This is a genomic window from Pseudomonas brassicacearum (assembly GCF_000585995.1).
Lineage (GTDB): Bacteria > Pseudomonadota > Gammaproteobacteria > Pseudomonadales > Pseudomonadaceae > Aquipseudomonas > Aquipseudomonas brassicacearum_A.
The window spans coordinates 6,567,483-6,581,335 of the sequence record NZ_CP007410.1 but is presented as its reverse complement, the minus strand read 5'-3'; the positions used below and the strand labels follow the sequence as shown (position 1 = coordinate 6,581,335).

Here is a 13,853-nt window from a genome sequence, read left to right as displayed (position 1 = left end):
TGACCATGTCCAAGAAGATCTTTGTTACCGACACAATCCTGCGCGACGCCCACCAATCGCTGCTCGCCACCCGCATGCGCACCGAAGACATGCTGCCGATCTGCGACAAGCTCGACAAAGTCGGCTATTGGTCGCTGGAAGTCTGGGGCGGCGCGACATTCGATGCCTGCGTGCGCTTCCTGAAGGAAGACCCGTGGGAACGCCTGCGCCAACTGCGCGCGGCACTGCCCAACACTCGTTTGCAAATGCTGCTGCGCGGCCAGAACCTGCTGGGCTATCGCCACTACAGCGATGACGTGGTCAAGGCGTTCGTGGCAAAAGCCGCGGTCAACGGCATCGATGTGTTCCGTATTTTCGATGCGATGAACGACGTGCGTAACCTGAAAGTCGCCATCGAAGCGGTGAAGGCCGCCGGCAAGCACGCCCAGGGCACCATCGCCTACACCACGAGCCCGGTGCACACCATCGAGGCGTTCGTGGCCCAGGCCAAACAAATGGAAGCCATGGGTTGCGACTCCGTGGCGATCAAGGACATGGCCGGTCTGCTGACCCCGTATGCCACTGGTGAGCTGGTCAAGGCGCTGAAGAGCGAGCAGTCGCTGCCAGTCTTCATCCACTCCCATGACACCGCGGGCCTGGCTGCGATGTGCCAGCTCAAGGCTATCGAAAACGGCGCCGATCACATCGACACCGCGATCTCCAGTTTCGCCTGGGGCACCAGCCATCCGGGTACTGAATCGATGGTCGCCGCCCTCAAGGGCAGTGAGTTCGACACTGGCCTGAGTCTGGAATTGCTCCAGGAAATCGGCCTGTACTTCTACGCCGTGCGCAAGAAATACCACCAGTTCGAAAGCGAGTTCACCGCGGTGGACACCCGTGTCCAAGTCAACCAGGTACCGGGCGGGATGATCTCCAACCTGGCCAACCAGTTGAAAGAGCAGGGCGCGCTGAACCGGATGAACGAAGTGCTGGCGGAAATCCCGCGGGTGCGCGAAGACCTCGGCTTCCCGCCATTGGTGACCCCGACCTCGCAGATCGTCGGCACCCAGGCGTTTTTCAACGTGTTGGCCGGTGAGCGCTACAAGACCATCACCAACGAAGTGAAGCTCTACCTGCAGGGCGGCTACGGCAAGGCGCCGGGTTCGGTGAACGAGAAGCTGCGTCGCCAGGCCATCGGCAGCGAGGACGTGATCGATGTGCGTCCAGCCGATTTGCTCAAGCCGGAAATGACCAAGCTGCGTGGCGAAATCGGCGCGCTAGCCAAATCCGAAGAGGACGTGCTGACCTACGCCATGTTCCCGGACATCGGTCGCAAGTTCCTCGAAGAGCGCGAAGCCGGCACCCTGACCCCGGAAGTGCTGTTGCCGATTCCTGAGGCCGGCAGCGTGAGCTCGGCGGGCGGCGAAGGGGTGCCGACCGAGTTCGTCATCGACGTTCACGGCGAAACCTACCGCGTCGACATCACCGGTGTGGGCGTCAAGGCTGAAGGCAAGCGTCACTTCTACCTGTCCATCGACGGCATGCCCGAAGAGGTCGTGTTCGAGCCGCTCAATGAATTTGTTGGCGGCGGCAGCAGCAAGCGCAAGCAAGCCACTGCGCCGGGCCACGTCAGCACCACCATGCCGGGCAACATCGTTGATGTGCTGGTCAAGGAGGGCGACGTGGTGAAGGCCGGCCAAGCGGTGCTGATCACCGAAGCCATGAAGATGGAAACCGAAGTACAGGCGGCCATCGCCGGCAAGGTCACCGCCATTCATGTGGCCAAGGGCGACCGGGTCAACCCGGGCGAGATCCTGGTCGAGATCGAAGGCTGAGTTAACAGCCTCGATACAACGTTTTAACCTCGGGGGGCATGTGCTCCCCTTTTTTTGTCCGCGAAATGGTCAGAACATCATTCGCCATTGACCCATCAGCGCGCCGTTGCGGTTGTCTTGACCCGTTTCGCCGTTGTAGCTGACCCCCAGGGTATGCCGGGGCGAAACGGCCAGGTCCAACCCCGCCTCCAGAAACAGGCTGTCACGGTCCAGTTCGATGCCTTCGACGGTGTATGTAGTGCCGCCCTTGGCCAGGCGTTGACGAGAGGTGCCCCGGACGTCGCCGTATAGGTGTTTCCAGCCAAGATTCAAGCGGGGAGTCAGTCGCACGCCTTGGTCAAGAGCGAAGGACCGGGCGAGGCGTAGGCCCAGGTTGCTGTTGTAATGGTCCTGAGTCTGGCTATTGAACTGCAGCGCCGCGTCGCCACCTTTCTCTGTATAGCGATCGCGTTGATAGCGCTGGTAGCCCAAATGGACATAGGGCTCGACATTGAAATGACCGAGGTTCAGGTTGTAGCCGACCTGTCCGAAGACCTGCTGCGTGCTGGCATCGTAACGACCCTTGAGGCGATCTCGGAAGCCGTTGAAGGCTAAGTGACGCTTGGTGCTGCCGTCATGTTCGCCATAAATGGCACCAAGACGCAGGGCTAGCGGTCCGTCCTGACGCAAGGCATAAGCGCCCAAATGCCAACTGTCGAGACCACCGTCGAATTGATGACCGTCCAGCCGGGTTCGTGTCTTGCTGCCGATCACCCCCAAACGCCAATCAGGGCTGACGGCCCAGTCAGCTCCCAGCAGCAAACCCTTTGTCGAGTGCTTCAGGGCATCGTTGCCCAGTTGTTTACCAATGCTGCCGCTGTTGCCGATGGCCTGGACCCAGACTTGGCCGTCGGCATGCACGCTTTCTGAATTTCTCTGGTCCATGGCCGAGAGCATTCCGGTGCCGATTGGCGCGACGCTGCTCAGGGTGGCATTGCCCAGATCGGCGGTGTCGTAGCCAGCTAACTGGTCGATGGCGTTGGCGGCGGTATGCAGGTTGGTACCGAGCAGCGCATTGACGGCTGCGTTGGGTTGCGCGACGGGAGTGGTGTGCGGCTGGCTGGTGGGTTTCGGTTCAATGCTGGCGACTGGCGACGCTTGGTGGGGACGTTGGGCCGGATCGACTTTCGCTTGGGTGGTAGGTGACCGGGCAGCCGCTACTTTGTCGACAGGCTTGGGCGGCAGTGGCGTGGCCGTTTGTGGATCTTCGATACTGTTGGTGAATCTTTCTGCGTTTTCGTTCTTTGCTGCAACCTTGAGGGAGATGTCGTTGCGCGCATAGGTCAGGCCAACCTCCGTCCCGCTGTAGTGCGGGGTCGCCGTCATGAAGGCGAGATTGCTAATGACCGTGCCGAACTCACCCTCAATGTTCCCTGCACGGATTACCGTATGCTCGCTTGTACCCATGTTCTCGACCTGTACGGCGTCGATTCTCAGGGTCGCGTCGTTCAGCGTCGCCGTGCCTGCGACATTGACCGTGGCGCTGGCGCCCGCAGCATTGATGCCGTAGATCAATTCAGCGCCTTTCAATAGTTCAAGGTCTCCGCTGATCGAGGGTGCACCGACTTCAGGACCGACCTTCAGCTGGCCCGCCACGCTCAGGAACCCTACAGATCCGTTGCCGCTGAAGCTGGCCTTCTCAAGTACATGGACTGCCCCATTCACGGCACCTGAGTTGCTCATGCCTGCGCCTTGCTCGACGATCACGTTATTGGCGACAACGCCCTTGTTATCGAACATACCGAGTACACCGATTTGTCCGTCGATATGGCCGGTGTTGGTCAGCGTGGTCTCCGGCTCGATCACTCCCCAGCCAGCGAAATTCCCGGTGTGCTCCCATTCGCCTTTAGTGACATGCAAAGCCTCGAAATTGCGGGTCTCAGGTACTTTAGAGTGTTGAGCATCGCCCATTCGCAGAACGTTGATTCCGCCACCTCCATCAACAGTCCCGCCGAACGTGCCATTTGCGCTGACGTTGACCAAGTCATTGGTCTTAGTCAGTTTCATGCCTTTTTTGCGTGGGGTGACAATACTGTGATGCTTAGTGTCTGTAGCTTCTTCGAGCGCTTTGAGACGCTCTTGAAACTCGGCCGTCGTAGGAGTCTCGGCAGGTGACTGAGCCATCGAAACCTCGACACAGCCGAGCGCCAAGGCTATTGCCAGAGCGAGATGTTGGGGAAGATATGAGTGTTGGGTGGGCATTGAGTACGACCTCTCATGAATGAGGTCGAACTTTAAAAATTTCACCCCGGGTCGCGATGCCAGCCGTCTCCTAGCCGCTGGCGAGACATAGCGATGGAGCTTGTAGGCTGCCCACGCTGTGATCACAGCATCACCGCGCCGGCCTCCTTGTCTCGAAGCATTGCCCTACAGCATACCCAGACCTTTCTGCGTGGCTGGATTCCGAGATATGTCTGTCAAATATCGAATCTGTAAACCCGTTCCGGGTTTCGCGTAGGATAGCTCCGAGATCAAGAAACCCGGTTTTTTGTCATTAGGGCCTCGCCTATAGTTCTCTCGTCATCGACAAATCGGTGACCGATCTTAGCCGGTCGAACAAGAGTGCACGAGCGCCCCCAACGGCGGCGCTTTTTGCTGCCTCCGCGAACGGCGGTAGCTCCTAACTCAAGAGAGCAACCCGATGATCAAGTTCCACCCCCTTCAAGCAAATACCAGCGCCGGAGCCACGCTGTTTATCGACACGGAAGCCGGCGCCTCCGATCTTTTGGAAACTGCTGCGCATCGCATCAAAGCTGCTCGAGACTTACTCAACAGCGTGTCCTGTCTATGCATGAAAAACGCCGAAGGTTATGACCTGGAACACTTCACCAGCGCCGCGCATCTGCTGTTGCAGGACGGTTGCGATGCGTTGGAGGTGTTGGGGTGGAGCATCGGTGGGTGTGATCTCCAAACTCCACCTGCTAGCGATTCGGCTGCACCTCAGGCGGATTTTCCTGCTTAGTCGTTGAGCTGGGTGGGGTTTTGAGGTTGGTGTGTATATCCGTTTCTGCGGTAACGGCCACTTAGGGTTCCGCCCTGACGGCGGCTCACTTTTGAAAAGCGCAAAAGTAAGCAAAACGCTTTTGCCCCACCACTCGGCACCTCGCCTAGGCTCGGTGTGCCCGAACGCAGGCATTGCTCCGTGGGCCGCCGCGAAGGGCCATCCATGGCCCAGCGCGGCTAACCCGGCATCCATGCCGGGTTGCCCACTGCGCAATACCTGCGTTCGGCCAGCGTGGTTTAACGGGGCGCCTAAGATCAAAAGCCAAAGCGAGGCGGCCTTATAGCCGGCCTAGCTTGGGGTGAACGCGTTTCTCCTGTGGGAGCGAGCTTGCTCGCGAAAGCGGTGGGGCAGTTTGCGGTGATGTTGGCTGTGCTGACGTCATCGCGAGCAAGCTCGCTCCCACAAGTTTTTGCGTCGTATGAGCGCCGTAAGCCCATTGGGAGTGAGCTTGCCAGTTAAAAACTGTTACCTATGTGCGTGAACTGATTTGTCACCCATGTGGGTGAGTCATACCGGCAACGCTGGTAACGGCTCAGCGATTATTCAGATACGCCTTCCCATAATGCCGCTCCATCCGCGCCTGGATCAGTTCCAACGCAATGGACATCAACCAGTAGATGATCGCCGCCGTCGTCAGCATCTCGATATAGCGATAGCTGGAACGACCATAGGACTGCGCCAGGAACATCACTTCCCAAACCCCCATCACCGAGATCAGGGAGGAGTCCTTGAGCATCGAGATGAATTGGTTGGTGGTTGGCGGGATGATGGTGCGCATGGCTTGGGGCAGGGTGACGCGCCAGAAGATCACGGTTTCGCTCAGGCCCAGGGCGAGGGAGGCTTCGCGCTGGCCGTGGGGGACGCCGAGGATGCCGGCGCGGAAGATTTCGCTCAGGTAGGCGCCGTAGTTCAGCGACAGCGCGATGATCCCGGCGGCGATGGCGCCCGGGACCACGCCCAGTTGGGGCAGGCCCAGGTAGATCAGCAGGATCTGGATCAGCAGCGGCGTGCCGCGAAAGAATGACGCGTAGAAACTGGCGATGCCGAACGCCACCGCGCTGCTCGACAGCCGCGCCAGGGCGGTGATGAAGCCCAGCAGTGACGACGCGACGATCGAGCACAGGCACAGGAACAAGGTCAGCACCGCACCCTGCAAAAAGCCATTGGGCGCCAGGTGCACACCCAGCAGGTTCGGCAGTTTGTCGAGGATGATGGAGAACTTCAGGTCGAAGCTCAGGAAGAAACTCGCGAACAGCACCAGCATCGCGGCCCAGGTCAGGTACAGCCGGGTGCGAAAACCGAAGATTTTTTGCAGGCGAGACTCAGCCACCGATGGCGGTGGCTGAGGGGGTGGAAAAGAAGTCATTGGGTGATGTCGGCGCCGATCCATTTTTGCGAGAGTTTGCTCAAGGTGCCGTCCTGTTTCAACTGGGCAAAGACTTCACGCACCTTGCTGTCCCACTGGGCGTCGCCTTTTTCAATGGCCACCGAGTTCGGTTCGGAATAGAGCGGGTCGCCCGCCAGCTTGAAGCGCTTGTCTTCGGTCAGGCGCGGCTGCGCGGTTACCAGGTTGGTCAGCACCGCGTCCAGGCGCACTCCGGCGCCGAGGCCCAGGTCCTGGAACGCCACGTTGTCGGTGTCATACGGGGCAATCTGCACGTTCTCGAAGGGGTAGCTTAGCCGGGTGTCCTCGGCGCCTTCGATCACCAGGTTCTTGTTCAGGTAACTCTCGTAGCTGGAGGCGCTGGTGAGGCCGACTTTCTTGCCGCTCAAGTCCTTGGCGCCGTGGATACGGTCGTCCTTGGCGTTGACGACGATGACGGCTGGCGAGGCGTAATACTGCACCGGGAAATCGAAGACTTCGGCGCGGGCCTTGCTCGGGGTCATGGAGCAGATGCAGATGTCATAGCGCCCGCTCCAGTGCCCGGCCGCGATCACGTCCCAGGAAGGGGTTTCCAGACGCAGCTTCACGCCCAATTTCTGCGCCACGGCCTTGGCCACGTCGACGTCGAAACCATCGAGCTGGTTCTGATCGTTGAGGAACGAGAAGGGCGGATAGCTTTCCATCAACACGCCGACCAGTTCTTTTTTCTGTTCGATGCGATCCAGCGTGGCGCCGGCGAACGCTTGCGACGAGGCGGCCAGTAGGGTGAGGCCCAGGGCCAGCAATGGTTGTCGTTTCACGTGAGGTCCCTGGTAGAAAAATAAGTTGTAGTTAGTCGGTTGCTGCGTATTAAATAGTTATAAGAATAACTCCGGTAGTGAGTATTTTTTCATAAGCTTATGAGTGAATCGCATATGGGCGCAGCAACGACAGTCATTCTCGATGGCGGCATGGGCCGCGAACTGCAACGCCGTGGCGCGCCGTTCCGGCAACCCGAGTGGTCGGCCCTGGCCTTGAGCGAAGCGCCCCAGGCGGTAGAGGCGGTGCACGCGGCTTACATCGCCAGCGGTGCCAACGTGATCACCAGCAACAGCTATGCCGTGGTGCCGTTTCACATTGGTGAAGCGCGTTTTGCCGCAGAAGGCCAAGCCCTGGCCGCCCTCGCTGGCGAGCTGGCGCAGCGGGCGGTGCAGGCTTCAGGCAAAGCGGTACGGGTGGCCGGGTCGCTGCCACCGTTGTTCGGTTCCTATCGACCCGACCTGTTCGACGCTTCTCGCGCCAGTGAACTGTTGACGCCCCTGGTGACCGGCCTGGCGCCCCATGTCGACCTGTGGCTGGCCGAGACTCAAAGTTCTACCGTCGAAGCGCGGGCGATTCACGCCGGGTTGCCGCAGGACGGCAAGCCGTTCTGGCTGTCGTTCACCCTGAAAGATGAAGACACCGACGAAGTGCCGCGCCTGCGCTCCGGCGAACCGGTAGCGGACGCTGCGGCGGTCGCGGCTGAGCTGGGCGTCGAGACGCTGCTGTTCAACTGCAGCCAGCCGGAAGTGATCGGTGCGGCCATTGATGCGGCGCGAGACACCTTCGAGCGTCTGGGGGCGAAGATCCACATCGGTGCCTACGCCAACGCCTTCCCGCCGCAACCGAAGGAAGCGACGGCCAACGACGGGCTGGATCCGCTGCGCGAAGACCTCGATCCACCGGGGTACCTGCAGTGGGCGGCTGACTGGCAGAAGCGCGGGGCCAGCCATTTGGGCGGCTGCTGCGGGATCGGGCCGGAGCATATTGCGGTGTTGGCGCAACAGCTACCCTGATCGGCTGGAATCTTTTCGGGTCGTGGGATCCCTGTGGCGAGGGAGCTTGCTCCCGCTGGGCTGCGTAGCAGCCCCAAGATTTTGCGGTCGCTGCGCAACCGAGCGGGAGCAAGCTCCCTCGCCACGAATGAAGCTCTGCAAACAGCACCCCGAAGGTGCTGGCTGAGTGCAGGGTTTGAAGGACATCCCGCCTTACGCTTTTCTCCGAACCCGCCAGCCACTCCTATACATATGTATGTCATTACCGGTCGAACGGCGCGATAGGGTCCCAGCCCTCATCACAACCGGGACACCTCAATGTCTGCCTTTTCTGAACATGAACCTGGCGCGTCGTCGCCTCTTCCTGCCGCGCGCCTGAAGCCCATCAGCCTGCTAGCCAACGGCGCTCGCTTTCAACCGCATGTATTCGCCGATCAATGGCTAGGTCAATGGGGCCTGACCGGCGATGCGCAGATCAACGTCACGTATCAAGAAGTCGAGACCATCGACTCGGCCGCCGCCGCCCAGAGCACCTCGGTGCCTTTGCGGGACGCCGTGACCCAAGGCTTTCTGATCGCCCATCAAAGCCGCGGGTCTTCCTCTGGCCATTCGCCGCGCGAAGGTTGGATTTACCCCCACATCAGTCACATGTCCCTGGACTTCTCGGCACTGCGGGTCAACGGCAAGGCCCTTGCGCCAGACGTTTTGCAGCAATTGCGCGCCGGCATTGCGCCCGGTTATCAGGGCATCGGCCAGCCCGTCATGACTGAGGTGGATGCCCAAGGCAATCTGCTCGGTACCCGTGAAAAAGAACAGGTCAGGCAATTGGCGTTGCTGGACACCAATCAGGTGAAGCTGGCGCGCTTGTTTGCCGCTCTTCCGACGTTCGACGCGGTGCTCAAGAACCTGCTGGCCAATCGGATCAAGACGAAGATTGCGCAGAAAAAATTCCGTGGATCGCCGCTTCAAGACATCGACCCGGATCACTGGCATGTGAATCACTTTACCGTTGACGCGGCGGGCGGCCGTTCATTGACCTCGTCGCAGCGTTTTTCCGACGTGATGTTGGACTGCCTGGTGACAGATACACCGCCCACTTACTCGGTCGGCAGCGTGGGTTTCTTCAGTCGCCCAGACTCGGTGGAGGAGGCCGACAGCGTCTTTGCCAGCCCGCTGGACACGAAAACGGCAGCGATCATGGAGGCCGTGTTCTATGTCGCCCAGCCCACCGTTAATGAAGAATTGAAGCGCCAGTTCCGCGATGACCTCATCCACTTTCGCAATCAGAAAAACGCCCCGGACGTCCTCGACACGCCCACCCCGTCCACCGTGCGGGCGACGCTCGCTTTTCTGCTGTCCCGACGTTTTTTGCATCTCTTCGACCTGTACAAAATCGATCGCGATCCAACCCCCCAACTGAGCCAAACTGAGCGAGCCCGGCAGGCTGAGGAAGATCGCCTGTTGGACCTCATCACCACCCATCCTTCCATGGCCGACAGAAACCGCTTGCTGCGGGCCCCCATTCCCCATGTGTACGCCGTCATGCTCGATAGGGGCACCGCAGCGCCCCGGAAATGGCCGGCGGCGATGGTGATCAAGCGGACCGATCAACCCTATCTGTTCCTGTACTCCCTGGAAGGCGGAATACAGCGATTCAATTCTGTCCAAGACCTGATCAATAAAGTGAGTCCGATCTACGAAGGGCAGAACCGTGCTATCCGGGATATCTCCTCTGAATTGTCCGGGCCTGTGTTTGAAGTGGCGGCAGATGACCTGTTGCAGATCCAAAGCGCCGCCCTGGAAAGGTTTTTGAATGCTGCGCAAAACGAGACGGTCGCTTTGACGGCTTTTGCCCAGAACGTTGAAGATGCGCTGGACTTGCCCGTGCTGTCGCTGGCCGGGCCACTGGCGGTCCGTCAGGAAATCCTGGTTGAAAACAGTCGCGGCGACTTCTATAAAACCGCCACGCGTTCGGAGAAGTCGAACTATCGCAGCCTGGAAACGAAGGTCTTGGAGGCGGCCTATCAATTGGGCAGTAGCGATATCCAGACCTTGTTGCAGTTCACCCGCCAGAAGGTCAAAGCGTACCTGCAAAAAAACGTGCACCCCGGCATCGATCCCGATCCGGACCAGAGCCTGGTCACGTTCTACTATGGCAAACGTGCCAACCCAAGGCAGTCGCGCAGCGCCAGCCTGACCCAACTGTTACTCGACAACCTGCGCCCGGCTCAATACCCGAATGCCCTGCGCGAAGTATTGAGCGTTTATCTGGTCGATGAGGAGGGTCAACGCATCCGGAATCCGGCCAACGGCTATTTCATCACGTTGACCGGGCGCGAACTCGCGCGGATGGTCACGAGTATCGATGCCGGTGGCAGTTATCAAGCCATGCTCAAGGAGGCGATGAATAAACCGGCCTATAAAAAGACTTGGCAGACCGCGTACCTCGCCAATCTGAAATTCAAAGCCTTCGAGGCCTCGCTCAAGGGCGACGACGTGTTCAAGGCCAGCCTGATGGATAAGGCTTTCAGTCCGCCGAAACCGACAAAGAAGCTCGCCCTCTGGCTCGACGCCGTCCTGCGCTCGCCATCAGCCGAGCGTCGCGCACCGGTCATGGGGCGCACGGTGCACGTCTACGGTCTTTTGCTGGGTGGCAGCATGGCGGCGGGCGGGCAGCAGGCCAGGCAGAGCAATGCGATCAGCATCGATGGCGCGCTGATCTTTTCCGATCAGGCGGGGCCGGATATCAAGGGCACCGTCGGTGTTTATTTCCCGGACGCGCCCGAAGGGGAGGACTTCCATGAGTTTGCCGATCTGAGCGATGGCATTGCGCAGTTGTTGCCCCGTGAGGACTGGCAGGCCTATTTCCGGGCGCGTATTTCCACCAGCAACCCGGCAGAAATCAAGCGGACACTGGGGCAGCAGGGTGGTCGTCCGTTGATTCGTGGCGCGTTGATCACCGGCAACCTGTTTGAGACGCTGCATCGGGCGCACGTGCACTTTCACAGCGCCCATGCCGATCACCGTTCCAACAGCAACCGGGATGTTCGCCATCAAACCTATGGCCGGTTCGGGCAGATGGTGATCGAGATTGTCCTGGAGCTGGCCGGCCTGTTCCTGGCGCCCGGTATCCAGATGCTCAAGAGCGCCATCAAGACCGGGTTGTTGATATTCAGGACCGGGGCCATTCCGCTGAACCTCAAGACCTTGGCGCTGGTGCACGCCGTGGCGAACCACGGTGGATGGCGCCTGTCCGCGGGCGTGGCGGTGCCCACGCGAAGCCAGTCGTTTTTCCGCGCGGTGACGGCGCGCCAGAGTCCGGAGGAGGCGCTGACTGGCTTGCCGTTGGATCGCGCGATCTATGGCCCTCACGCCGTGGCGGACACCTCGGTGATGCAGGGCCTGGCGGGAGACGCCCGAGGCTTTTATCGTGCGACGCTCAGCGACCAGGCGACGGGTCGCGTAGTTGCCCGCCCCGTGTATGTGCGCCAGCCCGATGGCACGGTGTTCCGGGTGCATGACCATACGAGGCTGGATGCCACCGAAGCCACCTTGGTCAACCCGGACACAGGGCTGGACATCCGCTCCAGCGGGGTAATGCGCAGCACCGTGGCGCGGATGAGGGATGGGGAGTGGCGTGCCGTGGGGTTTGGCCGCGGAGGTGGAAAACGGCGGGGGGATTCGAACCCCCAGCCAGGCCCTTCGCAACCCAAGAAGGCGGCCTTTTCGTCTTCCGTTCTGTCCGCGCAGATTCGCACGCCAGGCACCTGGAACAATCAACTGATGGACCTGATTCCGTCGATCATGACGCGCCTGGCCAATTGGCCGCAAAACCGCAGTCTGCTGATCATCAACCGACAGGTCCCTGAACAGGTCTGGTCGGTGCGTTTCACGCCCGGACAGGAAGAAACCATTTACCCAATGGAAAACCACCCGGATGGAGCCGATACGGATATCGTCCTGACGCGCATGACCCAGGACCATTACAGCCTGCAACTCAATGGCGAAGTCGTGAAGATTCCTGCCGACGGCGATTGTTTCTTCAATGCCGTCACCCGCGGGCTGAATGAAGGACAGGCCCAGGAAACCTTCTCGATGCAAGGCTGGCGCAACGAAGTGGCCGACTACATCGAACAGCATCCACACATCGAGCAATACGTCGCGCCGCCTCCAACCGGGATACAACAGGCGCTCTTAGAGAATGCGTCTTCGCTGGACAACCTGTTGGGCTCGGCGGCGATGCTCGATCTCACCCGGATCGTCTATGGCGCGCCCAACCCGTATCGCCTGTTCCAGCCGACCTTGCGCTACCTGGAGTTGCATGCAAACAGTTCGGTGGGTACGGCGATCACTGCCAATCCGGCCTCCAGGCTGCCACCGGAAATCCTCCAGCAAGTCGGACGCCTATTGTCGCAGCGGCCGCCGGCGAAATTGGCGCCCAGCGTCAACGCACCCTATTCCGGGCAGGAGCGACAAGCCATGCGGCAACTGTTCGAGGATCTCCTGATAGAACCTGTTGAGCCTCAGCTCGTCCAGCGACTGCTCGATAACCAGTACCTCCTGATGTCCAACGACGTGGCCCATATCATGCTGGAGTACGGCGTCACCGCACGGCAGTTGATCGATCATCACCCGCGTAACAGTTCGGCTTATGTCCTATATGACGATGCGCTGCACGGCCGTCTTGACGAGGATCAGATTGAAGCACTGCTCGATGGCGCCTATCTGGTCAACAGCGACGACCTGGATGATGCCAAGGATCTATTGGTCAGTGATGCCGGCAGGTATGTGGACGACACTGCGGAGTTGTTCGAGCATTTCATCTACTTCGACACGGCGGACAAGACCGTGGACCTGCTCAAGACCGCCCTCCGGCGTTTTCCGAACTTGCTGAGGCGGGCGGACCTGCTCCTCAGGTCGCCGATCATCGCCCATAACCTGGGCGGCCTGCTGCGCGTCAGTGAGGTGGCCAGGTGGATACGTAACCCGGGCTTGTCCGACAGGCGATTCCAGCTTCTGGCGGAGTATGCCAGTACCCGGTCCACCGAATTGCAGCGCACAAGAAACATTGATGTCGATTGGATGCAGCTGTTTGATGATCGGAACCTGGAGAATATCGTCGTTCATCAAGAAGCGTTGGCGGATTTCCTGGTGTTCCTGGGTGGCGCCTGGGGGAACATCATGGACAACGATATACCCGCTGTCGCAAAACTGTTCAGCTTTGCGGGACAGCCTCCGTCCAACGCCAGGGTTGCCCTGTTATTCGACACCCCGAATCTCTGGGGCTCTCTGCAAAAGCTCCAGCAGGAGTACGCCAGCCAGATCTGGGCCGACCTGATCGGGCCGCACTTCAGCGACGCCACCATCCGAAAGACACTGGCCGAACCCAGGGCGCTGAATTCCGAGTTGCATCTTGCCCTCGCCTTGAGAAGCAGCCTTGCACCGGACGAGTTCCGCGCGAACCAGATTATCCAGCGCCTGCTGTCCATCGGCCAACGGCGGGCCCAGCAGTATCTGTATAACTTCGATTTCCCAACCAATCGCCTGGGCCATAGCCGTTTGGATTTTGCCGTGTACGTGGAAAGCCACCTGGCCATTCCGGACTGGGCCTGGCAGTACGCAAGGCGGGGCGTAACCCCGGATTCACTCAAGAATATTGGTGAGGTGAAGCCTAAACCTGAGTGACACCGCCAAGCCCTGTGGGAGCGGGCTTGCTCGCGAATGCGGTGGGTCAGTTGGCATTAATGTCGACTGTAACGCCGCCTTCGCGAGCAAGCTCGCTCCCACAGGGGGTCTTCAGTGTCCACAGATCCAGTGTT

7 protein-coding genes are annotated in these 13,853 nt (G+C 60.0%); 4 read left to right on the top strand and 3 right to left on the bottom strand.

Going from position 1 to position 13,853, the window contains the following annotated elements:
- Positions 1 to 5 precede the first annotated feature (5 nt).
- On the top strand, positions 6 to 1,814 hold the full coding sequence (gene oadA / locus CD58_RS28415) for a sodium-extruding oxaloacetate decarboxylase subunit alpha (protein WP_025216233.1): 1,809 nt from the start codon (positions 6 to 8) through the stop codon (positions 1,812 to 1,814).
- 69 nt (positions 1,815 to 1,883) lie between these two features.
- Here oadA and CD58_RS28410 read toward each other — a convergent pair whose 3' ends face one another.
- Complete coding sequence (locus CD58_RS28410) at positions 1,884 to 4,055, bottom strand: autotransporter outer membrane beta-barrel domain-containing protein (protein WP_025216232.1); 2,172 nt, start codon at positions 4,053 to 4,055, stop codon at positions 1,884 to 1,886.
- Between the two features lie 439 nt (positions 4,056 to 4,494).
- On the opposite strand from CD58_RS28410, the gene CD58_RS28405 reads away from it, so the two are divergent.
- Positions 4,495 to 4,815, top strand: a complete 321-nt coding sequence (locus tag CD58_RS28405; RefSeq protein ID WP_025216231.1) for a hypothetical protein — start codon at positions 4,495 to 4,497, stop codon at positions 4,813 to 4,815.
- Positions 4,816 to 5,389: 574 nt separating this feature from the next.
- Here CD58_RS28405 and CD58_RS28400 read toward each other — a convergent pair.
- Both CD58_RS28400 and CD58_RS28395 read right to left on the bottom strand, forming a co-directional pair.
- Complete coding sequence (locus tag CD58_RS28400) at positions 5,390 to 6,223, bottom strand: amino acid ABC transporter permease (protein ID WP_025216230.1); 834 nt, start codon at positions 6,221 to 6,223, stop codon at positions 5,390 to 5,392.
- On the bottom strand, positions 6,220 to 7,041 hold the full coding sequence (locus CD58_RS28395) for an ABC transporter substrate-binding protein (protein WP_025216229.1): 822 nt from the start codon (positions 7,039 to 7,041) through the stop codon (positions 6,220 to 6,222). The genes CD58_RS28400 and CD58_RS28395 overlap by 4 nt, the downstream gene beginning before the upstream one ends.
- 114 nt (positions 7,042 to 7,155) lie before the next feature.
- Between CD58_RS28395 and CD58_RS28390 the strand changes: the two genes are divergently transcribed.
- Together CD58_RS28390 and CD58_RS28385 are read left to right on the top strand one after the other, a co-directional pair.
- Positions 7,156 to 8,055, top strand: a complete 900-nt coding sequence (locus CD58_RS28390) for a homocysteine S-methyltransferase family protein (protein ID WP_025216228.1) — start codon at positions 7,156 to 7,158, stop codon at positions 8,053 to 8,055.
- A gap of 297 nt (positions 8,056 to 8,352) precedes the next feature.
- Positions 8,353 to 13,719, top strand: coding sequence for an OTU domain-containing protein (locus CD58_RS28385; protein WP_025216227.1), 5,367 nt, complete (start codon positions 8,353 to 8,355; stop codon positions 13,717 to 13,719).
- Positions 13,720 to 13,853: the final 134 nt, after the last annotated feature.